Annotated in this window: 17 protein-coding genes; 8 read left to right on the forward strand and 9 right to left on the reverse strand. The window is 65.9% G+C overall.

The features are described 5' to 3' along the window. The first annotated feature begins 358 nt into the window (after positions 1 to 358). From ftsZ to AC0IPL_RS07205, 6 genes are all read left to right on the forward strand, one after another. Entirely contained in the window at positions 359 to 2,104 is a 1,746-nt protein-coding gene (gene ftsZ / locus AC0IPL_RS07180; protein ID WP_474273141.1) for a cell division protein FtsZ, read from the forward strand. A 211-nt stretch (positions 2,105 to 2,315) separates the two neighbouring features. Continuing rightward, the gene (gene lpxC / locus AC0IPL_RS07185; protein WP_474273143.1) at positions 2,316 to 3,251 is read left to right on the forward strand and encodes a UDP-3-O-acyl-N-acetylglucosamine deacetylase; all 936 of its coding nucleotides are present in this window, start codon (positions 2,316 to 2,318) and stop codon (positions 3,249 to 3,251) included. Between the two features lie 230 nt (positions 3,252 to 3,481). Further along, positions 3,482 to 4,333 carry an outer membrane protein assembly factor BamD gene (locus AC0IPL_RS07190; RefSeq protein WP_474273145.1) on the forward strand — a complete coding sequence of 284 codons (852 nt, stop codon included), beginning with the start codon at positions 3,482 to 3,484 and terminating at the stop codon, positions 4,331 to 4,333. A 56-nt stretch (positions 4,334 to 4,389) separates the two neighbouring features. Continuing rightward, positions 4,390 to 6,039, forward strand: a complete 1,650-nt coding sequence (recN, locus tag AC0IPL_RS07195) for a DNA repair protein RecN (RefSeq protein WP_474273198.1) — start codon at positions 4,390 to 4,392, stop codon at positions 6,037 to 6,039. 121 nt (positions 6,040 to 6,160) lie between these two features. Next, the gene (locus AC0IPL_RS07200; RefSeq protein ID WP_474273200.1) at positions 6,161 to 7,807 is read left to right on the forward strand and encodes a chloride channel protein; all 1,647 of its coding nucleotides are present in this window, start codon (positions 6,161 to 6,163) and stop codon (positions 7,805 to 7,807) included. Between the two features lie 198 nt (positions 7,808 to 8,005). Further along, positions 8,006 to 8,197 (forward strand): hypothetical protein, encoded by a 192-nt coding sequence (locus AC0IPL_RS07205; protein WP_474273146.1) that lies wholly within the window; start codon positions 8,006 to 8,008, stop codon positions 8,195 to 8,197. A 240-nt stretch (positions 8,198 to 8,437) separates the two neighbouring features. Here the strand turns inward: AC0IPL_RS07205 and AC0IPL_RS07210 are convergent, their stop codons facing one another. The 5 genes from AC0IPL_RS07210 to AC0IPL_RS07230 all read right to left on the reverse strand — a co-directional run bounded on the left by AC0IPL_RS07210 (position 8,438) and on the right by AC0IPL_RS07230 (position 15,147). Next, positions 8,438 to 8,779, reverse strand: a complete 342-nt coding sequence (locus AC0IPL_RS07210; RefSeq protein WP_474273147.1) for a DUF427 domain-containing protein — start codon at positions 8,777 to 8,779, stop codon at positions 8,438 to 8,440. A 63-nt stretch (positions 8,780 to 8,842) separates the two neighbouring features. Next, positions 8,843 to 10,633, reverse strand: a complete 1,791-nt coding sequence (locus AC0IPL_RS07215) for an aminopeptidase P family protein (protein ID WP_474273149.1) — start codon at positions 10,631 to 10,633, stop codon at positions 8,843 to 8,845. 427 nt (positions 10,634 to 11,060) lie between these two features. Continuing rightward, positions 11,061 to 12,938: a cobaltochelatase subunit CobT gene (cobT, locus tag AC0IPL_RS07220; RefSeq protein ID WP_474273150.1), complete on the reverse strand. Its 1,878-nt coding sequence runs from the start codon at positions 12,936 to 12,938 to the stop codon at positions 11,061 to 11,063. 195 nt (positions 12,939 to 13,133) lie between these two features. Next, positions 13,134 to 14,120 carry a cobaltochelatase subunit CobS gene (gene cobS, locus AC0IPL_RS07225; protein WP_474273152.1) on the reverse strand — a complete coding sequence of 329 codons (987 nt, stop codon included), beginning with the start codon at positions 14,118 to 14,120 and terminating at the stop codon, positions 13,134 to 13,136. A 403-nt stretch (positions 14,121 to 14,523) separates the two neighbouring features. Continuing rightward, positions 14,524 to 15,147, reverse strand: coding sequence for a DnaJ domain-containing protein (locus tag AC0IPL_RS07230; RefSeq protein WP_474273154.1), 624 nt, complete (start codon positions 15,145 to 15,147; stop codon positions 14,524 to 14,526). Between the two features lie 107 nt (positions 15,148 to 15,254). Between AC0IPL_RS07230 and AC0IPL_RS07235 the strand changes: the two genes are divergently transcribed. Beyond that, entirely contained in the window at positions 15,255 to 15,509 is a 255-nt protein-coding gene (locus AC0IPL_RS07235) for a BolA family protein (protein WP_474273202.1), read from the forward strand. A 48-nt stretch (positions 15,510 to 15,557) separates the two neighbouring features. Here AC0IPL_RS07235 and AC0IPL_RS07240 read toward each other — a convergent pair whose 3' ends face one another. The 3 genes from AC0IPL_RS07240 to gatB form a co-directional block, all read right to left on the reverse strand. After that, positions 15,558 to 16,061 (reverse strand): DUF4177 domain-containing protein, encoded by a 504-nt coding sequence (locus AC0IPL_RS07240; protein ID WP_474273155.1) that lies wholly within the window; start codon positions 16,059 to 16,061, stop codon positions 15,558 to 15,560. Between the two features lie 153 nt (positions 16,062 to 16,214). Continuing rightward, a complete protein-coding gene (gene pepT / locus AC0IPL_RS07245) occupies positions 16,215 to 17,456 on the reverse strand; it encodes a peptidase T (RefSeq protein WP_474273156.1) in 1,242 nt (413 codons plus the stop codon). Between the two features lie 189 nt (positions 17,457 to 17,645). Next, positions 17,646 to 19,160: an Asp-tRNA(Asn)/Glu-tRNA(Gln) amidotransferase subunit GatB gene (gatB, locus tag AC0IPL_RS07250; protein ID WP_474273158.1), complete on the reverse strand. Its 1,515-nt coding sequence runs from the start codon at positions 19,158 to 19,160 to the stop codon at positions 17,646 to 17,648. A gap of 283 nt (positions 19,161 to 19,443) precedes the next feature. On the opposite strand from gatB, the gene AC0IPL_RS07255 reads away from it, so the two are divergent. Continuing rightward, positions 19,444 to 21,837, forward strand: a complete 2,394-nt coding sequence (locus AC0IPL_RS07255) for a Tex family protein (RefSeq protein WP_474273160.1) — start codon at positions 19,444 to 19,446, stop codon at positions 21,835 to 21,837. Between the two features lie 60 nt (positions 21,838 to 21,897). On the opposite strand, the gene AC0IPL_RS07260 is transcribed toward AC0IPL_RS07255, so the two are convergent. Further along, complete coding sequence (locus AC0IPL_RS07260) at positions 21,898 to 23,229, reverse strand: hypothetical protein (protein ID WP_474273162.1); 1,332 nt, start codon at positions 23,227 to 23,229, stop codon at positions 21,898 to 21,900. Positions 23,230 to 23,324: the final 95 nt, after the last annotated feature.

Here is a 23,324-nt window from a genome sequence, read left to right on the forward strand (position 1 = left end):
CGGCGACGACGGCAAAGAGCGCGTGACAGCGTGGCCGCCAGCCGTTAGAATCGCGTTAACGTCCGCAAAAATGCGGCGAGTCAGCAGGCCGGGCAGTGGCCAGCCAAACTTGAAAGAACCGATCCTCCGGCCTCATATGGGCACGGCTGGTGCGGTTTTGTTGTGTTCCGGTTGTGCCTCTTCCCCTATATCTGCTAGGCACGGCAAAATACCGCGGGTTTGGCTTCAGAATGCAGCCTATTTCGTGGGAGATCGCGCTTTTTGGGATGACGGAACCGGCCCTGCGCGGTAAGATTATAGTGAACTGGACAGGAAAAAGCCCTTTGCGGGAAGGGCGGGTAACACAGGCGGTAAGAGCATGACGTTGAATCTATCGATGCCCGGGCAGGAAGAGTTGAAGCCGAAGATCACGGTGTTTGGTGTCGGCGGGGCCGGCGGCAACGCTGTCAACAACATGATCGCCAAGGAGCTGGACGGCGTCGAATTCGTTGTCGCCAACACCGACGCGCAGGCGCTTCAGCAGAGCTCGGCCAAGAGCCGCATCCAGCTGGGTGTAAAAGTGACCGAGGGTCTGGGCGCAGGCGCCCGTCCGCAGGTGGGGTCGGCCGCGGCTGAGGAAAGCATCGAGCAGATCGTCGACCACCTGGCGGGGGCGCATATGTGCTTCATCACCGCTGGCATGGGCGGCGGCACCGGCACCGGCGCCGCGCCAATCATCGCGCAGGCCGCCCGAGAGCTGGGCGTGCTGACCGTCGGCGTGGTGACCAAACCTTTCCAGTTCGAAGGTCTGAAGCGCATGCGCCAGGCCGAATCCGGTGTCGATAGCCTGCAAAAGGTCGTCGATACGCTGATCATCATCCCGAACCAGAACCTGTTCCGCCTGGCCAATGAGAAGACCACCTTTACCGAGGCGTTCTCGATGGCGGATGACGTGCTGTACCAGGGCGTCAAGGGTGTGACCGACCTGATGGTGCGTCCGGGCCTGATCAACCTCGACTTTGCTGACGTGCGCGCGGTGATGGACGAGATGGGCAAGGCGATGATGGGCACCGGCGAGGGCGAGGGCGAGGACCGCGCCGTGCAGGCCGCCGAGAAGGCGATCGCCAACCCGCTGTTGGACGAAATCAGTCTGAAAGGCGCGCGCGGCGTGCTGATCAACATCACCGGCAGCCACGACCTGACCCTGTTCGAGCTGGACGAGGCCGCCAATCGCATCCGCGAGGAAGTCGACCCCGATGCCAACATCATCGTCGGCTCCACCCTGGACACCGACATGGAGGGCCGCATGCGGGTCTCCGTTGTGGCCACCGGCATCGACGCCACCGACGTGAACACCGACATCCCGGTGCCGCGCCGCCCGATGTCGGCACCGCTGCGCCAGACCGTCAGCGTTGAGGAAACGCGCGCCGCGCCGCTGGAGCTGGACACGCCGGTTGAACAGCCCGCCGCCGCCGAGGCCGCACCGGCCCAGCCTGCGTCCGCTGCCGCTGCCGACAGCGCCCCGACGCAGGAAGAGCCGTCGCTGTTTGCCGAGATGAACACCGCAGAGGCGGGCGCCGACGATCATGGCGGCGAGGTCATCGAGGCGCCGGAACAGCTGGGTGACGACGGCCTGCCGCCGCCGGCCTACCAGCCCGACGTGCCGGAGTTCCGCCCGCAGGCGGATGCGGTTGAGTCGCAGCCGGACAGCTTTATCGCGCCCCGGGCGCCAGCCCCCGGCACGCCGTCGCCGCAGGCCCTGGAACGGTTGCAGGCCGCCGCCAAGCGCGCCCAGCCGCAGGCAGGCCAGCCGCAGCGCCCGGCCATCGTCTCGGCCACCCAGGCGCCGCAGCAGCCGCAGGCCCAGCAGCCACAGCAGGCACAGCCGCACCAGGGTGACGGCCAGCGCCGGTTCGGCCTGAACTCGCTGATCCACCGGATGACCGGCAGCGCCGCCGAGACCCCGGCTGGCGGGGCCAAACAGCAGCCGCAGCAGATGCGCCAGCAGCCCGCGATGCAGGCGCCGGCCGCCCAACCGCAGCAGCAGCCGCAGCAGGCCCAGCAGGCGGATCCGGACCAGGAACGCATCGAAATCCCCGCATTCCTGCGCCGCCAGGCAAATTAAGCGATCACATATGACGCCGGAAAGGCCGCCCGTCGGGCGGTCTTTTTCGTTTTAATTCAGATGTTTGGCTGTGGTTGCGCAATGTTTTGCCGATCTGTTACAGCCATGTTTCAATCCGTTACAAAGATTGAGTTGTAGGTTTTTTTGCTAAACCTTAACTCTCTTTCACAACACGGCCCCAGCGGTCGGACACAGTGGAAAGAGGCGCATCGTGCAGAATACGCTCAAGGCATCGGTGACATTCGAAGGGGTTGGCCTGCATACCGGCAAGGCTGCCCGCATGACCCTGATCCCGGCTCCGGCCGGGCACGGCATCGTGTTCAAGCGCACCGACATCGCCCTGGGTGACACTCTGATCCCGGCGCGCTGGGACCTGGTGGAGCGCAGCCCGCTGTGCACCCGTCTTGTCAATGGCGCTGGCGTCAGCGTCTCCACCGTCGAACATGTCATGGCGGCGCTGGCTGGCTGCGGCATCCACAACGCGCTGGTGGAGATCGACGGGCCGGAAGTGCCGATCGTGGATGGATCTTCGGCGCCTTTCGTGCGCGGTATCATGGGCCGCGGCGTGCAGCGTCTGGGGGTTCCGATTGTGGCCTATCAGGTGCTGAAACCGGTCACTGTGGAAAAGGACGGTGCCCGTGCCACTCTGCTGCCCAGCGACCGTCTGACCATTGAATTCCACATTGAATTCGCCGAAGAGGCCATCGGCCGCCAGAGCAGGACGCTGGACATGCGCAACGGCAGCTTTGCGCGGGAGCTGTGCGACAGCCGCACCTTCTGCCGTCAGGCGGATGTGGAAACCATGCAGGCGAACGGTCTGGCGCTCGGCGGCGTGCCGGGCGAAAACGCCGTGGTGTTCGATGGCGCGCGGGTCGAAAGCGGCCTCGGTCTGCGCCACTCGGATGAGCCTGTGCGCCACAAGATGCTGGACGCCCTGGGCGATCTGGCGCTGGCTGGGGGGCCGATCTTGGGGCGTTACGTTGGCGAGCGTGCGGGGCATGCGCTGACCAACACACTGCTGCGGGCCCTGTTTGCGGAGCCGGGCGCGGTCCGGGCCGTCGCCTGTGACGCGGCGATGACCGCCCGGCTTCCGGGGCAGGGGTTGATCTGGTCGGAAATCCCGACCGAGCAGCGCCGCGTGGCATAGGGCGGAGAACCAAAATCGAGCATTCAACTGGCCCGGAGCGTGCGCGTTCCGGGTCTTTTGCTGCGGCTCTTGGGTGCGGGCCGCCCCCGGTCGGACTTGACCCTGGAGCGCTTTCTCTGCCATCTGGGCGCGGATGGCGCAAAAGACGTTTTGCGCCCCATTTGAATATGCTAGACCCGGGCTAACCGGGGCGCAGACCCGCGAAGGAAACGACGGTGAGGTTAGGCACAATGAACGGCATCAGGGCAGGAGCCAGAACCCTCGGCGCGGTCCTTTTGGTGGCGGCCCTCGCGGGCTGCGGCGGCGCTGACGGCGACGCGGCCACCCGCAACGAGGCGCTGGAAATCTATACGCCGGAGCAGATCTATCAGCGCGGCGAATATGAGCTGGCCAACAAAAAGCCCAAGGACGCCGCCTTCTACTTTGCCGAGATCGAGCGCCTGTACCCCTATTCCGAATGGGCCAAGCAGGCGCTGATCATGCAGGCCTTTGCCTATCATGGCACCAAGGATTACGAGAACAGCCGCGCCGCCGCGCAGCGGTTCATCGATTTCTACCCGGCGGATGAGGATGCGGCCTATGCCCAGTATCTTCTGGCGCTGAGCTACTATGACCAGATCGACGAGGTGGGCCGCGACCAGGGGCTGACCTTCCAGGCGTTGCAGGCGCTGCGCACCGTGATCGAGGTCTATCCCGACAGCGAATATGCCAATGCGGCGATCCTGAAATTCGACCTCGCCTTTGACCATCTGGCGGGCAAGGAAATGGAGATCGGCCGATACTACCTGCGCCGGGGGCACTATACCTCGGCGCTCAACCGCTTCCGGGTGGTGGTGGAGGAGTTCCAGACCACAAGCCACACGCCCGAGGCGCTGCACCGGCTGGTTGAGGCCTATCTGTCGCTGGGGCTGGCCGCCGAAGCACAGACCGCGGCGGCGATCCTCGGCCACAACTTCCAGTCCACCGAGTGGTATCAGGACAGCTACCGGCTGCTGACCGCCAACGGGCTGAAGGCCAAGGACCGAGGAAACAACTGGCTGAGCCAGATCTACCGCCAGTCGCTGAAGGGGCAGTGGCTCTAACGCTGGCGGAACTATGGGGCGGCCCGCTGCGGGCCGGACGGAACGGGGGCGGGGCGATGCTGCGCGCGCTTGATATTCGCGATATACTGATCATCGATCATCTGGAGCTGAACTTTCAGCCCGGGCTGAACGTGCTGACCGGAGAGACCGGCGCGGGGAAGTCGATCCTGCTGGATTCCTTGGGCTTTGTTCTGGGCTGGCGGGGGCGTGCCGAACTGGTGCGCCAAGGCGCGGCGCAGGGCGAGGTGCTGGCCGAATTCGACCTGCCCCCGGGCCACCCGGCCCATGCCATTCTGGAGGACGCCGGGCTGCCGGGCGGCGATACGCTGATCTTGCGCCGGGTTAACACCGCCGAAGGACGCAAGACGGCTTGGGTCAACGATCGGCGCTGCTCGGGCGAGGTGTTGCGGGCGCTGTCCGACACGCTGGTGGAGCTGCACGGCCAACACGATGACCGCGGCTTGCTAAACCCGCGCGGTCACATGGCGTTGCTCGATCAATATGCCGGGGTACAGGGGCTGCTGGACAAGGTGCGCAGCGCCTGGAGCGCGGCGGCCAAGGCGCGCAAGACGGTCGCGGCCACCCGTGCCGCCCTGGAGGCGGTCCGCGCCGAGGAAGAATTTCTGCGCCATGCGGTGGCTGAGCTGGACAAGCTGGACCCGCAGCCGGGCGAAGACGAGATACTGGACACCCGCCGCCGCCAGATGCAGGCCGCGGAGCGCATCCGCGGCGACATCACCCGCGCCCACGCCCTGTTGAGCGAGGGTGCCGAGGGGGCCATGGGTGAGGCGCAGCGCTGGCTGGAGGGGGTCGAAGGCCAGGCGGAAGACACCGGGCTGGAGGCGCCTCTGGCGGCGCTGTCGCGCGCGATGATCGAACTGGGCGAGGCGCAGGACGGGGTGGAACGGGTGCTGAGCACGCTGGAGTTCAACCCCGGTGATCTGGAAGACTGCGAGGAACGTCTCTTTGCCATTCGCGCGCTGGCCCGCAAGCACGGGGTGACGGCGGATGAGCTGGGCACCTATGCCGAAACCCTGCGCGACAAGTTGGCGGCGCTGGATGCGGGCGATCAGAACCTGGCCGATCAGGAGGCGGCGCTGAAAGCCGCCGAGGCCGCCTATGGCGAGGCCGCCAAGCAACTGGGCGCGGTGCGCCGCCAGCAGGCAGCCGCACTGGACGCGGCGGTGATGGCGGAACTGGCGCCGCTGAAGATGGAACGCGCGGTGTTCGAGACCCGCATCACCAGCGCCGATCCCGGCCCGGAGGGCATGGATGCGGTGGCCTTTACCGTGGCGACCAACCCCGGCGCCCCGGCAGGGGCGCTGAACAAAATCGCCTCGGGCGGGGAGCTGAGCCGCTTTTTGCTGGCGCTGAAGGTCTGCCTGCGCGGCGAGGATGCCAGCAAGACGCTGATCTTCGACGAGATCGACCGCGGTGTTGGCGGGGCCACGGCGGATGCGGTGGGCCGGCGCCTGCGCAGCCTGGCCAGCAATGGACAGGTGCTGGTGGTCACGCACTCGCCGCAGGTGGCCGCACTTGGGGGACATCACTGGCAGGTGCGCAAGCAGGTGATTGATGGCATGACCCTGTCACAGGTCGTGCCGCTGGCGGAACCCGACCGGGTGGATGAGCTGGCCCGCATGGTGGCGGGCGACACCATCACCGAAGAGGCCCGCGCCGCCGCCCGTGCACTGTTGGCGGGCTAGGCGCGACCTCGCCGCCGGGTGAGGCTTCGTTAACCCGCGGTGTGGCAATGTAAGTCATTGAACACAAAAGACCTGCAGGCCCCATATGGTAGATGAGATCCGCCGCTCCCTTTCCGCCGCCATGTTGCACTGGCTTGCCGGGCTAAAAGACCTGCTGCGGGTGCTGCGCCACCGCGGGCCGAGCCAGTTCCAGTTCTGGCTGATCGCCTTGCTGATTGGCATCGCCGCGGGATTTGCGGCGCTGTTTTTCCGCAAGGGGATCTCTGTCTTGCAGGCTGGGGTCTATGGCGCGCCGGATCTTCATTATCTGCACAGTCACGCGCAGGACCTGCCCTGGTACACGCTGGTGGCCATCGCCGCGGGTGGTGGGCTGGTTGTCGGGGTGATCCTGGACCGGTTCACCCCGGACGGGCGCGTGCGTTCGGTTGCGGATGTGATCGAGGGCGCGGCGCTGCATGATGGCCGGGTCGAGACCCGCGCCGGGATCGCCTCGGCGCTGGCGTCCTTTCTGACCCTGTCCACCGGCGGCTCCACCGGCCGCGAGGGGCCGGTTGTGCATATGGCGGGGGTGATCTCAACCTGGGTTAGCGACCGCATCGACGCCGACGGGATTACTGGGCGCGATCTGTTGGGCTGCGCGGTGGCCGCCGGTGTCTCGGCCAGTTTCAACGCGCCGATTGCCGGGGCGCTGTTTGCGATGGAGGTGGTGCTGCGACATTTCTCCGTCAACGCCTTTGCGCCCATCGTCGTGGCCTCGGTCGCCGGGACGGTCATCAACCGGCTGGAATACGGCGATGTCACGGAGTTCACCCTGGCCACGCCCGGCGCGTTGCAGTTCTATGTGGAGCTGCCGGCCTTTTTGCTGCTGGGGCTGATCTGCGGGCTGGTGGCCGTGGCGCAGATGAGGGCAATCTTCTTTGCCGACAAAGTGGGCACCCAGGTGCAGGAGCGGCTGCACCTGCCGCGTTGGCTGCGCCCGGCGGTGTCCGGTGCCATGCTGGGCATCATCGCGGTGTGGTATCCGCATATCATCGGCGTCGGCTATGAAACCACTGTGCTGGCGCTGACCGGCGGGCTGCTGTTTGGCCAGGCGGTGATCTTTACCGCCGTCAAGACGGCTGCGGTGGCGATCACCATGGGAGGGCGCATGGGGGGCGGTGTGTTCTCCCCCTCGCTGATGATCGGCGCGTTGACCGGGCTGGCCTTTGGCCTGATCGCCACCGCCATTCTGCCGGACGTGTCGGGCACCCACACGCTGTATGCGTTTGCCGGCATGGGGGCGGTGGCGGCGGCGGTGCTGGGGGCGCCGATTTCGACCACTCTGATCGTGTTCGAGCTGACTGGCGACTGGCAGATCGGTCTGGCGGTGATGGTTTCCGTTTCGATGTCGACGGCGCTGGCTTCGCGGTTGGTGGACCGCTCATTCTTTTTGACCCAGCTGGAAAAGCGCAACATTCATTGCGCCGCCGGGCCGCAGGCCTATCTGCTGGCGCTGATCCGCGCCGGTGCAGTGATGCGCCCATTGGGTGACAGCCGCTGTGCCACGCAGGAGGAATGTGCGGCACTGGTCGAGCAGGGGCTGTGCGTGCGGGCCTCTGCCACGCTGGAGGCGGCGATGCCGGTGTTTGACCGGGCCGAAGTGGCGTTTTTGCCGGTGGTTCTGGAGGAAGACGGCAAGCAGGAGGTGATTGGCGCCTTGTACCACGTGGATGCGTTGAAGGCCTATAACCGGGCGCTGGCGGCCACCGCGGCGGAGGAACACCGCTGACGCGACGTGTTGGACGCGTCGAATTTGGCGGTCTACGCCCGCTCGGCCAACAAGGGGAAAAAGCCGCCGCCGTTCCCATGAGCTGTGCGAATTCGGTTACAGGTAAACAAGAAGTTAACTTTCTATTTGATAACGGCGCCGCAGTTCCCAACAATGGGGTCAGGGACAGGAACAAAATCTGACTTTGGCAGGAACATCATGCGCAATTTCGAAATCAGCCCGCAAGAGGCTGGTGCGAATCATAAGGCGGACAAGCAGGCGAATGAACGTGCGGCATTGGAGGCAGCGATCAACTACGCGCTGCAATGTGCACGGGAAACCGACATTCTGGGGACGGGCGATGCGCTGGAAGCGGCGCGCCGGAACCTGAGCCGGGCCGTGCTGAGCTGAACTGATCGCATATCAGGCGAAAGGGGCGGGAGATCGCCCCGTCGCACAGGCGAAGAATACGTCGCCCGGCCATGCGACCTTTGTCGCGGGGCGCTGCACGCGGCGGTCACGAACCCACAGTCAGGCTGGACTGCGCCGCTGCACTGGGCCGCCGGGCCGATGGGGCGCGCCAGGGGCGCGATCCAAGTTTCAGCGGCCAATTGCCCCGCAGCACAGGTCTGCGGCGGGGCTGGGACTGGCTCAGACCTGTTCCACCTTCACCGAATCGCTCAGCACAAAGGCGATATGCTCCTTGATTGCGGCGACGTCTTCGATTGGATTCTCATAGCTCCAAGCGGCATTCGCGGTGACGGATGACTTGTTGACGATCGAATAGTAGCTGGCGTCGCCCTTGTGCGGGCAATGGGTGGACTTGTCGGTCCGGTCCAGGAAAGCCATGGCAATGTCGCCGCGCGGGAAGTAGATGACCGGTGCCATATCGCCCTCCGACAGCTCAAGCGCGTTTGCGCTTTCCCCCAAAACGGCGCCGCCGGAGCGGACGACCCAGGTGCCTTCGGCCTTGCGGATACGGATATTGGTCATGCGTGTTTTCCCATTCTCTTCATACGTGTCATCTTTGTGTTCAGTCTATGTAACGCCATCGTGTCACAGCGGTGCGGTCGCGGCATCCAGCCAGGTCTTTGCGTCGGGGCTGAGCCGCGGCCCGATCCGCGCAGCCACCTCGCGGTGGTAGCTGTCGAGCCAGTCGCGCTCCTCGGTGGTGAGCATGTCGGTCACGACCAGCCGCCGATCAATCGGGGCAAAGGTGAGGGTACGCCAGCTTAGCATGTCGCGCTCGGGATCGCTGCTGTCCAATGCGGCGGCGGGTTCCACCACCAGCAGATTCTCCAGCCGGATGCCAAAAGCGCCCTCGCGGTAGTAGCCTGGCTCATTGGACAGGATCATGCCGGGTTCAAGCGGCACGTGGCTGGTGCGGGCCAGCCGTTGCGGGCCTTCGTGCACGCTGAGAAAGGCGCCGACGCCATGGCCCAGCCCGTGGTTGAAATCCTGTCCGGCCAGCCACAGCGGCATGCGGCCGATGGCCTCGATGTCGCGGCCCGCAAGCCCCTTGGGCCAGCGCAGGCGCGACATGGCGATCATACCTTGCAGCACGCGGGTAAAGGCGGCGCGTTCCTGATCGCCGGGACGGCCGATGGCGATGGTGCGGGTGATGTCGGTGGTGCCGTCCAGATACTGGCCGCCGCTGTCGAGCACCAGAAGGTGACCGTCCTGAAGGGTCGTGTTGGTTTCCTCGGTCACGCGGTAGTGCATGACGGCACCGTTTTCGCCGGTGCCGGCAATGGTCTCAAAGCTGATGTCGCGGAGGGCGGAATCCTTGCGACGGTTGTTTTCCAGTTGCCGCACCACGTCGATTTCCGTCAGCGTGCCGGGGGCTTGCGCGTCGAGCCAGGCCAGCGTCTCGACCACTGCGGCGCCATCGCGCAGATGCGCAGCGGCGCTGCCGTCGATCTCGGCGGTGTTCTTGCGCGCCTTGGGCAGGGCGCAGGGGTCGCCGTCGGGGATCAGCCGTTCGCCCAGGGTGTCGGCGACGATCTGGGGCAGGGTACTGCTGTCTGCCGCCACGTTGCCGTTGAGCGCCGCGGTGGCGGTCAGGAACGCAGCGGGGGCGTGCAGGGTGACACCGTCGTCGAGGTGATCGCCGAGATCGGCCATTTTTTCAGCCGCCATGAACAGGTCCACCCGCGCGTCGTCATGCAGGATGGCAAAGCCATGTGCGACCGGATTGCGGGCCACGTCGGCGCCGCGGATGTTCAGCAACCACATGATGCTGTCCGGCAGGGTGATCACCGCCGCCGCCTGACCCGCATCACGCAGGCCCCTGGCCAGGCGCGCAGCTTTGTCGGCCGCGCTTTCACCTGCGTATTCAACGGGGTGCGCGGAAACCGGGTTCATTGGCGGTGCGGGTTGGTCGACCCAGATCCGATCCACCAGATTTTCGCATTGCGCCAGAGTGATACCGCTGCCCGTCAGCTCCTTGGTGAGGGCGGAGATCTGCGCCGCGGCGTGCAGCCAGGGGTCAAAGCCGATCTTGCCGCCGTTGGGCAGCTGCTGCTTCAACCACGCGGCCAGCTGTACCTCGGGCCAGGGAACGGGGGTGAAATCCGCAGCCACCTGGCGTTTCACCTGGGTGCGGTAGCGGCCGTCGATGAAGACGCCGGCGATGTCGTGCAACACCGCGCAGAATCCGGCGGAGCCGGTAAAGCCGGTCAGCCAGGCCAGACGCTCATCGTGGGGGGCGACGTATTCGCCCTGGTGGGCGTCGGCGCGCGGGACCAGGAACCCATCCAGAGCTTCGGCCGTCAGCTCCTTGCGCAGGGCGGCCAGCCGGGGCGGCCCCTGGTCCGGGCGGGCGGTCACGTCAAAGCTCTGATACATGCGGGCTGGTCTCCTGAATGGGGGCGGGGCAGGCGGTGCCGCGGCCGGCCGCAGTGGGGACCGGCGCAGGCAGCTGCGCGCCTTCTTGTCCCAAATCGGCGTGCCGGTGGCAAGCCCGGTGGGGGAGAAAGGCTGGGGGCGGAGCGAAAACGGGCTGGGAGCAGCGGCGGTAGGTCGGCCGGGATGCACCTCGGCAGGAGTTCCTTGGGGGGACGGACGACAGTGTATCAGCGGCGCTCCCGCCCGGCGGCGGGGCATCGGAGATGCCCCGCCGCCAGTTGGGCCGCGCAGCGGCTGCCACAGGCAGCCGCTGGTGCCGCGCGCGTCAGCGCGCGGCCGGGCCCAAGACGGCGGGCGGCATCAAAGATGCAGATCGACGGCGCGGGAGGACCCCGGCCTGCGGCAGGATGCGGAGGCGGGCGGCGGTTCAGCCTGCGCGCCGGATCCCCATCACGCGGGCGCGGGCGCGCGGATCGCTGTCGAACAGGGCCGCGAGCTGTTCGGTCATGGCGCCGGCCAGCTGCTCCACATCCGTGATCGTCACCGCGCGCTCGTAATAGCGGGTCACGTCATGGCCGATGCCGATTGCCAGCAGCTCCACCTGTTTGCGGCGCTCGACCATGGCGATGACGTCGCGCAGGTGCTTTTCCAGATAGCTGGCCGGGTTCACCGAAAGCGTCGAATCGTCGACCGGGGCGCCGTCAGAGATCACCATCAGGATCTTGCGCGCCTCGGGGCGGCCGACCATGCGGCGGTGCGCCCATTCCAGCGCTTCGCCGTCGATGTTTTCCTTCAGCAGCCCCTCTTTCATCATCAGACCGAGGTTGTCGCGGGTGCGGCGCATCGGGGCATCCGCGCCCTTGTAGATGATGTGGCGCAGGTCGTTCAGGCGACCGGGCTGCTGCGGGCGGCCCTCGTTCAGCCAGGCCTCGCGCGCGAGGCCGCCTTTCCACGCGCGGGTGGTGAAGCCGAGGATCTCGACCTTGACGTTGCAGCGCTCCAGCGTGCGGGCCAGCACGTCGGCGCAGATCGCCGCGATCGAGATCGGGCGACCGCGCATCGAGCCGGAATTGTCCAGCAGAAGGGTTACCACGGTGTCGCGGAATTCAGTGTCTTTCTCTTTCTTGAACGACAGCGGCGTGGTCGGGTTGGCAACAACCCGCGCCAGACGGCCGGCATCAAGAATACCTTCCTCGAGGTCGAACTCCCAAGACCGGTTCTGCTGCGCCTGAAGGCGGCGTTGCAGCTTGTTGGCCAGGCGCGACACCGCACCCTTCAACGGTTCCAGCTGCTGGTCGAGATAGGCGCGCAGGCGTTCCAGCTCGGCCGGTTCGGCCAGATCCTCGGCGGCGATTTCCTCGTCATGGGCGTCGAGGAATACCTTGTAGTCCGGGTCGGCGTCTGAGACCGGCGGCGGCGCGGGCGGTTCCAGCGGTGCCTCGCCGTCGGGCATCTCGGTGTCTTCGGCCAGTTCCTCGTCCGCCATGTCATCGGCGGAGATCTGCGCCTGGGATTCGTCCTGCTGTTGTTCCTGGCTCTGCTCGGGGGAGGCGTCGGCCTCTTCATCATCCGAGTCGTCCTGGCCGGAGCTGTCGGGATCGTCCTGCTCTTCGGGGTTGTCCTCAGCCTCGTCGTTGGCGTCGTCGTCCAGATCGTCCGGGTCGTCGCCCAGCTGGTCGCCGTATCCGAGGTCCGAAATCACCTGTCGCGCCAGTTTCGCAAAGGCGGCCTGGTCGGCGATGGTGTCATCCAGATTTTCCAGCGTGCCGCCGGCCTGGGATTCGATGAAGCCGCGCCACAGTTCCATGATGTTGGCCGCGCCCTCGGGCAGCGGGCGGCCGGTGGCCAGGTGGCGGATCAGATAGCCGGCCGAGGCCGCCAGCGGCGCCTCGGAGGAGGATTTCATCTGGTCATAGCCGCGGCGCAGCGATTCATTGCGGATCTTGACGTCGATGTTGGACGCGGTGCCGGGCATGTGGCGGGCGCCCATCGCCTCGCAGCGGGCGGTTTCCATGGCTTCATACAGATCGCGGGCCATGTCGCCGGGGGGCGCATATTTGGCGTGGGTGGCGTCGTCGTGGAACTTGTGGCGCAGTGCCAGCGCATCGGCGGTGCCGCGGGCCAAGAGCACCTCTTCGCGGCTCATCCGGCGGGACACCTGCGGCAGCCGCATCGAGTCGCCCGACAGCCCCGAAGGGTCGACGGTGTAGCTGACCGAAAGTTCCGGGTCGTCGGCCATCACCTTGGTGGCTTCGGCCAGCGCCTTCTTGAACGGATCGGCTGGGTTGTCGTTCGGCTTTTTCATGGTCGCAAGGTGTCCTTGGTCGAAGCATTCCGCCAAGAGCAGCCATTGTCCAGCCTTCTTTGAATACCTCAGAGGGCGGTGCCCGGCCGCGGGCGGGTAACGAAGTGCCCGCCCATTTTTGCCGGAGGCAAACCTTCGGTTTGACGGGGGGCGGTCGGGCACTGCCCGGCGTTGCCGCCGGGCGGCACTTTGCTGTTATCCCAGCGAAACGCTCGCGGCGCTTTCGGGCAGCTCTTCGTCAAAGCAGCGCTGGTAGAACTCGGCCACGGTCTGGCGCTCCAGCTCGTCACATTTGTTCAGGAACGACAGGCGGAAGGCATAGCCCACGTTGCGGAAGATCTCGGCGTTCTGGGCCCAGTTGATCACGGTCCGCGGCGACATCACGGTGGATAGATCGCCGTTCATGAAGGCGGTGCGGGTGAGGTCGGCCACGGTCACCATCTGAGAGATCTTCTTGCGGCCTTCGGCGGTGTTGTAATGGGGGGCCTTGGACAGCACGATGGCGCTTTCGGCGTCGTGGCTCAGGTAGTTCAGCGTTGAGACCAGCGACCAGCGGTCCATCTGGGCCTGGTTGATCTGCTGTGTGCCGTGATACAGCCCGGTGGTGTCGCCAAGGCCGACGGTGTTCGCGGTCGCGAACAGGCGGAAGAACGGGTTCGGGGTGATGATCTCGTTCTGATCCAGCAGGGTCAGTTTGCCGTCATGTTCCAGAACACGCTGGATCACGAACATCACGTCGGCGCGGCCGGCGTCGTATTCGTCGAACACGATGGCAACCGGGTTGCGCAGCGCCCAAGGCAGGATGCCCTCGTGGAATTCAGTCACCTGCTTGCCGTCGCGCAGCTTGATCGCGTCCTTGCCGATCAGGTCGATCCGGGAGATGTGGCTGTCGAGGTTCACCCGCACGGAGGGCCAGTTCAGCCGCGCCGCAACCTGTTCGATGTGCGTCGATTTGCCGGTGCCGTGGTAGCCCTGGATCATCACCCGGCGGTTGTGGCTGAAGCCGGCCAGAATGGCCAGCGTGGTCTCGGGATCGAACTTATAGGTCGTGTCCAGCGCCGGCACCCGTTGAGAGCCTTCGGCAAAACCCTTGACCGTCATATCCGTGTCGATCCCGAATACATCGCGCACCGAAATCGTTTCGGTCGGTTTCGCATCCATGTCCACAAAGCCGTCGGTCATCTCAGTCGATCCTTATCTGTCTGCCCTGCCGTCAGGGGCCAATTCGCGGGATTGGTGCCTGATCTGACGCCGGAGGGCAAGGGAAACCGTTCCCGCAATCTGCCGCAGGTGGCAAGTGTGGCATTGCGAAAGAGGGCAGGAGAAGCGCGAGACAATCAACAGCGCCCCCAGCCGGGCAGCAGGGGGCGCGTTATGTCGGCGCACGTGCGCTCTTTCGGGGGGAAAAGGCTGTTGCCGACGTCTTCCTGCCTAACGGGGGGGGGCGGGTTGGGTCAAAGAAATAAAGACTCTATCGTAAAGGGTCGGCAAAAGACCGCCTAGTTTTCCGGTTTTGGTCCTAAAGCGGCGGCCGCCGCAGCGTGCGGGGCCGCCCGCAGGCGGTCCGGCACAGCGGCGGAGGTGGTCACTTGAAGGACCTGCTGTCCTTGATCTGGTCCCAGGCCCAGCGGACCTCTTGCAGCTGATCTTCCTGGCTGCGGTCACCGCCATTCATGTCTGGGTGCAGCACCTTGATGAGTTTCTTGTAAGATTTTCGGATATCGGCCTTGGACCAGTCGTCCTTGGCCTCCAGGATTTCGATCGCGCGGCGTTCGGTGGGCGGCAGGCGGCGGCCGGTCTTGGCACTGCGGCCGGGATTTTGCGTCGCGTTGGCGCCCAGCACCTGATGCGGGTCCTCGATGCCGAGCCGAGCCCAGGCGCGGGCCTCGGGGTCGCTCATCGGCTTGGTCTGGCGTTCCCAGACCTTGTCCTTGGACTGCTGGGCATTCAGCTCTGCTTCCGTGGTGCCTTCGAAGAAGTTCCAGGTGTTGTTGTATTCGCGCACGTGCTCTTGGCAGAACCAGTAGTAATCATCCAGCACATCGGGCGCCTTGGGGGCGCGGAATTTGCCATCTTCCTGGCAACCTTCCTTGTCGCAGACGCGCACCGAGGTCTCGGACGCCCCCGTGGCTGCGCGCCGCCCGCGCGGATTTTTCTTTTTGGCAGAGCGGACGGACATATCAAAGCCAAAGGGATCGGACTTGCTCATGGGGCGCACCTTCTAGACGCATCTGTTCGACTCGGAGGCAGCAGTTTAGTCTAAGGGGCGCCAGATAGAAGGGGGCGCAGGGAAAAAAGATGGGGATGAGCGGAGAAATGAATGTGAAGCAGGAAATGGAAGCGGCCTTGCGGGCGGCCTTTGATCCCAGTGCGCTGGAGGTGATCAATGAGAGCCACAAACACGCAGGGCACGCAGGCGATGATGGCTCTGGCGAGAGCCATTTTGCGGTGCGGATCCGGGCGGAGGCGTTTCAGGGCATGGGCCGGGTGCAGCAGCACCGGGCGGTTCACAAGGCGCTGGGTGACATCGTGCCGCGCATCCACGCGCTGGCGCTGGACATCGGAAGCTGACGGGGTCGCCCGTTTGACGGGTCGCACCCGGACGGCGCGCGGGGAGGCTCAGGCCTCCCCGTCGTCTTTCTTGGCGGCCTTTTCGGCGCGGCTCTTCAGGGCGGCGGTCATGCCAGAAACCGGGCTCAACTCCTCAACCCCGTCGTCGGACTGCATCCGGGCGGCGCCGAGGCCGTGCACGGGCGTGGCATCCTCGGGGGCTTGCGGATCGCCTGCGGTCGCGGTCAGGCGCGGTTCCGCCTGGCGGTGGTCCGGCGCGGTGCGGGCCGGGGGTCTGACGGCGTCGACGGCAGGCGCCGGGGTGGTGGCGGCCTGCGCAGCCAAGGCGCGGCGAAACACCAGCACGTTGCGCCAGTTGGTGGTGGAGCCGGTCAGCCCGCTGCGTTCCTCGCTCGGCAGCAGTTCGGCGCGCTGGTACTCCCAGCCCTCGGCTGCCATTTCGTTCATCAGGATCTCGATCGCATTGGCAAAACGGGCTTCCGGGGTCTTGATGCCCTTGGCCTTGGTGCCCTTGGCCGGGGCGGGGACGACTTTGTATTCAAAGGCCTGCATGACTGTCTCCGGACGTTTGGTTTCTGGCTCACTGGGGTAGATGCCCGGTTCTGGCGCGCAAGGTCAAGCGCCGAGTTGGGCGGGCATCCTGCGCGGGCAGCCGGGCGCGCGCCCGAGCCAACGGGGGCAGCGCCGGGCGCGCGGGCGGCGCGCTCAGCCCTTTTTGGCGGCCATCCCGGCCAGCGTCAGGCACACCTCTGTGGCGCGGGCCATATCCTGCACCGAGATCCATTCCAGTGGGCCGTGGATTTCCTGCATGCCGGTGAAGATATTGGGCGTCGGCACGCCAAATTCGGTCAGCCGCGAACCGTCGGTGCCGCCGCGGATCGGGGTTGAAACCGGTTCGATCCCATGCGCCCGGCAGGCGTCGCGGGCCAGCTCCACCGGGGTCATGTCGTCCTCCAGCCAGTAGCGCATGTTGCGGTATTGCGGCGTGATCTCAACGCTGATCTCGGCGCGCGGCTCACCGGCCTGTACGGCGGCGCAGACCTGCCGTAGCAGATCGCCCTTGGCGGCCAGCCCGTCGCGCTCAAAATCGCGCAGGATCAGCTTTAGCTCCACCTCGGAGGAGCCGCCGTTCATGTCGGTCACATGCAGGAACCCTTCGCGGCCATCGGTGGTTTCCGGGGTCAGCGTCGCCTGCGGTAGGGTCTGCACGATCTTGGCGGCCAGATGCGCGGCGTTGACCATCTTTTCCTTGGCTTGGCCGGGGTGGATCGACACGCCCTTGATCTGCACCACGGCGCGGTCGGCGCTGAAGCTTTCATAGATGATCTCGCCCATCTCGCCGCCGTCCAGCGTGTAGGCAAAATCCGCCTTCAGGTCGCGGGGCAGCTGCTCGCCGACGCCGCGGCCGATTTCCTCGTCCGGGGTGAAGGCGATGCGCAGGGTCGGGCGGGGCAGGTCGGGAGTGTCCAGCAGGTGCCGGGCCATGGTCATGATGATGGCCACACCCGCCTTGTCATCGCCGCCCAGCAGGGTCAGCCCCGAGGCCGTGATGATGTCTTCGCCCTGCTTGGAGGCGAGATAGGGGTTCGTTTCGGGCGACAGAACCAGATCCGGGTTGTCGGGAAAGCTGATGTCGCCGCCGTTGTAGCCCTGGATCACCCGAGGTTTGACGCCGGTGGCATTGAACTGCGGCGCGGTGTCAACATGGGCCAGAAACCCCACCGTGGGGCCCGGAGCCGTGCCGGGGATGGTAGCCAGAACCACGCCATATTTGGTCAGCTGCACGTCCTGCGCGCCGATCTCATTCAGTTCCTCCACCAGCAGATTCAGCATGTCGAACTGGCATTCGGTGCTGGGTGTACTGGGCGAGTTCTCGTCGCTTTGACTGTCGATGGCGGCGTAGCGGACCAGACGGTCCTGAAGTTCCTGATCGAATTTGCGTGCCATGAGACCTCCGGGATTTTGGCCGCAGCAAAGCCGCTGGCGCGGGGGAGGTCAAGGCGGAGGGCGATGGCAGGAACGTATACATATGCGGTTTCGCCCGGCGTGCCGCCGGGCGAAAGGTCGGAAATGTGTGGCGACACGAAAAAGGGCGCCGCTGCGGGCGCCCCTTGGATCGTCCGGCCTTTGGCGGGATCAGCCGCCCAGTTTCTGGGCGACCAGCTGGTTCACCGCCTTGGGGTTGGCCTTGCCGCCAGTGGCCTTCATCACCTGGCCGACAAACCAGCCCGCCAGTTTCGGGTTCACCTTGGCCTTTTCGACCTGTGCGGGGTTGGCGGCAATGATTTCGTCCAGGGCGGCCTCAATGGCGCCGGTGTCGGTCACCTGCTTCATGCCGCGCTCCTCGACGATTTTCGCCGGGTCGCCGCCTTCGGTATAGACGATTTCGAACAGGTCCTTGGCAATCTTGCCAGAGATCGCGTCCGACGAAATCAAATCGATGATGCCGCCCAGCTGCGCCGGGGAGACCGGCGACTCGGTGATCTGCTTGTCCTCGTCCTTTTTCAGGCGGCCAAACAGCTCGTTGATGACCCAGTTCGCCGCCAGCTTGCCGTTGCGGCCCTTGGCTGTTTCCTCGAAGTAAGCCGCGGATTCCACCTCGGCGGTCAGCACCGATGCGTCGTAGTCCGACAGGCCGAAATCCTTGATGAACCGTGCCTTTTTCTCGTCCGGCAGCTCCGGCAGATTGGCCGCGATGTCATCCACCCAGCCCTGTTCGATTTCCAGCGGCAGCAGGTCGGGGTCGGGGAAATAGCGGTAGTCATGCGCCTCTTCCTTGGAGCGCATGGAGCGGGTCTCGCCCTTGTCCGGGTCGTACAGGCGGGTTTCCTGCTCCACCTTGCCGCCGGCCTCGATGATCGCGATCTGGCGGCGGGCCTCGACCTCAATCGCCTGCTGGATAAAGCGCATGGAGTTCATGTTCTTGATCTCGCAGCGGGTGCCGAGGTGGGAGAAATCCTGGGTTTCCTGATACTTCTCGTACTGGCCGGGCAGGCAGACGGAAACGTTCACGTCGGCGCGCAGGTTGCCGTTCTGCATGTTGCCGTCGCAGGTGCCCAGATACTGCATGATCTGGCGTAGCTTGGCGATGTACGCTGCTGCTTCCTCAGGCCCGCGGATGTCGGGGCGGGAGACGATTTCCATCAGGCAGACGCCGGTGCGGTTCAGGTCGACAAAGGACATGTTGGGGTCCATGTCGTGGATCGACTTGCCAGCGTCCTGCTCCATGTGGATGCGCTCGACGCGCACGTTGCGGGCGGTGCCGTCGCCCAGTTCCACCAGCACTTCGCCTTCGCCCACGATGGGGTGGTACAGCTGCGAGATCTGGTAGCCCTGCGGCAAGTCGGGGTAGAAATAGTTCTTGCGGTCAAAGGCCGACCACAGGTTGATGTCCGCCTTCAGACCAAGGCCGGTCCGCACGGCCTGTTCAACGCAGTATTCGTTGATGACGGGCAGCATGCCGGGCATGGCCGCGTCCACGAAGGCCACGTTGGAGTTCGGCTCGGCCCCGAATTTGGTGGAGGCGCCGGAGAACAGTTTTGAATTGGAGCTGACCTGGGCATGCACCTCCATGCCGATGACCAGTTCCCAGTCATGCTTGGCGCCCGCGATCACCTTGGGCTTGGGGAGTTCATATGTCAGGTCGAGCATGGTGTTCCGCCGTATCCGAATGTCAATGTCTGGCAAGCGTTCTAGGCCCGCGCGCGGCAGGGGGCAAGGGGGCAATGAAGGACCGGAGGCCACATCGATCCCCCTTGGCGCAGGCTGCAGGTCCGGGCAGCGCCCGCCCCGCCCCCAGGGGCAGACGCGTCACGACCACCCCGGGACGGGCGCCGCCCTTCGCGTTTGGCCGCCTGGCCTTGATTGTGCCCCTTGGCGGCGCGCACCAGCGGGGCTAGAACTGGCAGCCCGAGCAGTTCAACAGGAGGCCACCTTGGACACATCCGCCCGCATCAGCCAGACCATCGCCGCAGAGATCGGCGCCGCCGCCAAGCAGGTGAGCGCTGCCGTGGCGCTGCTGGACGAGGGCGCCACGGTGCCCTTCGTCGCGCGCTACCGCAAGGAGGCGACCGGCGGGTTGGACGATACCCAGCTGCGCACCCTGGCCGAGCGGCTGGACTATCTGCGTGAGCTGGAAAAACGCCGCGCGGCGATCCTCGAGTCGGTGAAGTCACAGGACAAGCTGACCGATGCCCTGGCGGCCTCGATCGCAAAGGCGGAAACCAAGGCGCAGCTGGAAGACATCTATCTGCCCTACAAGCCGAAGCGGCGCACCAAGGCGATGATCGCACGCGAAAACGGTCTGGAGCCGCTGGCGGATGCCATTCTGAGCAATCGCAATGCCGACCCGGAGAAACTGGCTGAAGGGTACCTCAGCGAGGCGGTGCCTGCGGTGAAGGAGGCGCTGAATGGGGCGCGCGACATCCTGACGGAACGGCTGACCGAAAATGCCGCGCTGCTTGGCCGTTTGCGCGATTTCATGCAGCGCGAGGCGGTGCTGAGCGCACGTGTGGTTGAAGGCAAGGAACAGGACGGCGCCAAGTTCTCGGATTATTTCGCGCATACGGAGCGTTGGGCGGATGTGCCCTCGCATCGGGCGCTGGCAATGCTGCGCGGGGCCAATGAGGGGGTGCTGACGCTGGACGTGGGCCCGGAGCCCGAGGAGGGCGCAGCCAGGGCGGAGGCCATGGTGGCGGCAGAACTGGGTGCCGCCGGCAATGGGCCGGGCGACACATGGCTGCGCAAGGTGGCGGGCTGGGCCTGGCGGGTGAAGCTGTCGCTGTCGATGATGCTGGAGCTGATGGGCGATCTGCGGGCGCGGGCCCAAGAGGACGCGATCCAGGTCTTTGCGCGCAACCTCAAGGACTTGCTGTTTGCAGCGCCAGCCGGTGCGCGGCCGACGCTCGGGCTGGATCCGGGCATTCGCACCGGCGTCAAGGCGGCGGTGGTTGACGCAACCGGGAAATTGGTGGCCACTGAGACGCTGTACCCGTTTCAGCCCAAGAACGACCTGCGCGGCGCGCAGGTGGCGATCGTCAAACTGATCGCGGACCATGGCGTCGAACTGATCGCCATCGGCAATGGCACCGCCAGCCGCGAGACCGAGCGCATGGTGGCGGAGGTGCTGAAGCATCTGCCCGCCAAGCTGAAGACCCCGACCAAAGTGGTGGTGTCGGAGGCGGGGGCCTCGGTCTATTCCGCGTCGGAGCTGGCGGCACGCGAATTTCCCGATCTGGACGTGAGCCTGCGCGGGGCGGTGTCGATTGCGCGGCGCCTGCAGGATCCGCTGGCGGAGCTGGTCAAGATCGAGCCCAAGAGCATTGGCGTGGGGCAGTACCAGCATGATGTTGACCAGCACAAGCTGACGAAATCGCTGGAGGCGGTGATCGAGGACGTTGTGAACGCGGTCGGCGTCGATCTGAACATGGCTTCGGCACCGCTGTTGGCGCATGTCTCCGGGCTTGGCCCCGGCCTGGCGGAGGCAATCGTGGCCCACCGCGATGCGCAGGGCGCGTTCCAGTCGCGCCGCGAGCTGCTGAAAGTGGCGCGGCTTGGCCCCAAGGCGTTTGAGCAATGCGCGGGCTTTCTGCGCATCCGAGACGGCAAGGAGCCGCTGGATGCATCTTCGGTTCACCCCGAAAGCTACGCCGTGGCGCGCAAGATCGTGGCCGCCTGTGGGCGGGACATGCGCGACATCATGGGACATGCCGACGCACTGAAAGGGCTGCGGGCGGAGGATTTTGTCGGCGGCGACGTGGGCCTGCCCACGGTGCGCGACATCTTTGCCGAGCTGGAAAAGCCAGGCCGCGATCCGCGCCCGTCGTTTGTGACCGCGTCTTTCAAGGACGGGGTCGAGACGATCACCGACCTGAAGCCCGGCATGGTGCTGGAAGGTACGGTCACAAATGTCGCCGCTTTTGGCGCATTCGTGGACATTGGCGTGCATCAGGACGGGCTGGTGCATGTCAGCCAGCTGGCAGACCGTTTCGTAAAGGATCCGCATGAGGTGGTGAAGACCGGCCAGGTGGTCAAGGTCACGGTGACCGAGGTCGACGTGCCGCGCAAACGCATCGGCCTGACCATGAAGAAAGACGGCGGTGCCTCGGCCAAGGAGGAGCGAAATGCCCGCAGCACAGGGCCTGGCGCTGCCAAGGGCGCTGGCCCGCGCGGCAGAGGCAAACCTGCCGGGCCGCAAGGGGGTAGGGGCAAGGCGACCGCTGGCTCCAAGGGGGGCAAGCAGGGCAGCGGCCAGACCAGGGGGCAGGGCCGGGACCAAGGCACTGGCGCGCTGGGTGCGGCGCTGATGGATGCATTCAAGAAGACCTGAAGTGGCGACGCATTTGTGCGGCGCAGCATAGGCCGCGTCGCACCTTGCTGATTTTCGGTTTCAGGCCGGGGTGAGCTGGAGCCCGTCGGCGGTAAAGGCGATGGTCTGGCCTGCCTCGATTTCCTTGCGGAACTGCGCGGCAATGGCGGCCAGGGCGTCGGCCTGGCCGCGGGCGGCAAACCGGCTGACGGAGCGCACGCGGGCGCTGTTGTCAAACCCTTGGGCGGCATGCGCCCAAACCAGCGGATGCAGCTCTTGCAGGTGGTCGCGGATCAACCAGTCGGCGGCGGCGGCGATGCGGCGTCGGTTGGCGGCTGCCTGGGGGGATTGCTGCGGCTGCGCGACTGCGTCGCCGCGCAGGGTGATGCAGCAATAAGCGGCCAACAGGTTCACCATCGCCTGCGAGGGCGCGGCGGCGACGATGTCGCGCAAGCCATCCAGAAAGAAACGGGGATCCACGCGGGCACAGGCCTGATCGTCCAGCGCCAGCGCATCGAAATAGACCCAAGTGTAACCGCCCGCCCCCCAGGTGTCTGTGGTGCGGGCAGCGGTGCGGCGGGCCTCTAGCTCCAGCGCCGCGTAGGAGCCCGCGCTGCGCGGCAGCATAAGGGCGCCAAGGCTGCGCATCGGCCGGTGGTTTTCCGGCACCAGGGCAATCAGGGCCCCAAATTCATCCGCGACCTCCAAAGCGTCACGGCGCTGCCCGGCAAACAGCGCGCATTGCGCGGCCTTCAGGAACGGGCTGTCCTGGCTGGCCTGGGTGATCGGCTTCAGAAGTGCGGCGGCGCGATCGAAATGTGCGGCGCAGCGACGCTGGTCGGGCACCGACACCGACTGCGCCGGGCCGGGGGTGCGCCAGGCCCAGCCGATATCGATATGCGCCAGCGCCACCAGCGCCGTCAGATAGGGGTCGTGGCGGTGTTCGGCGCGCAAGGCTTCAAAGGCCATCAACCCCCGGATCAGCGCACGGCTGCCGGCATCCTTGCCCTCGGCCAGCGCGTGTTCGGTGGCATGCACCACATCCGCCCGCGCGCCAAAGGCGATGAGCTCGGCCAATGGCAGTCCGCAGCGGGCCGACGCGCGGGACTGATCCGCGGCGCGGATCTGCGCCGACACCTCGCCCCACAGCTCCTGCCGGGCCAGAAACTGGCCCTGGTCCTGTGCGGCGGTGGCCTCGGGATCGCCATCCGTATCGCACACTGGGATCGACAGGCTGTCTTCGAGCCGCGGCGTCGGGCTGGAGTGGAGCGGGGCGGTTGTCGGCACGGGCACCGCGATCGGCACGGCGCAGGCCTGCGCGGCGGACCGGGTGGGGCTGCCATGGGCGGGGGCGGAGAGCAGACCGGAAATCCGCGAGAGCATTTCCCGCGCCTGTCGAGACGGATTGAACATGGGCGCTTCCTGTCGTGTGGCAGCTTGTTGTTGCTGGCATTTTCGGCAGGCATTGGGGCGCAATCATGGCGGGTCTGGGGAAGTTCCCGAGCGAA

The organism is Leisingera sp. SA32 (assembly GCF_056033425.1).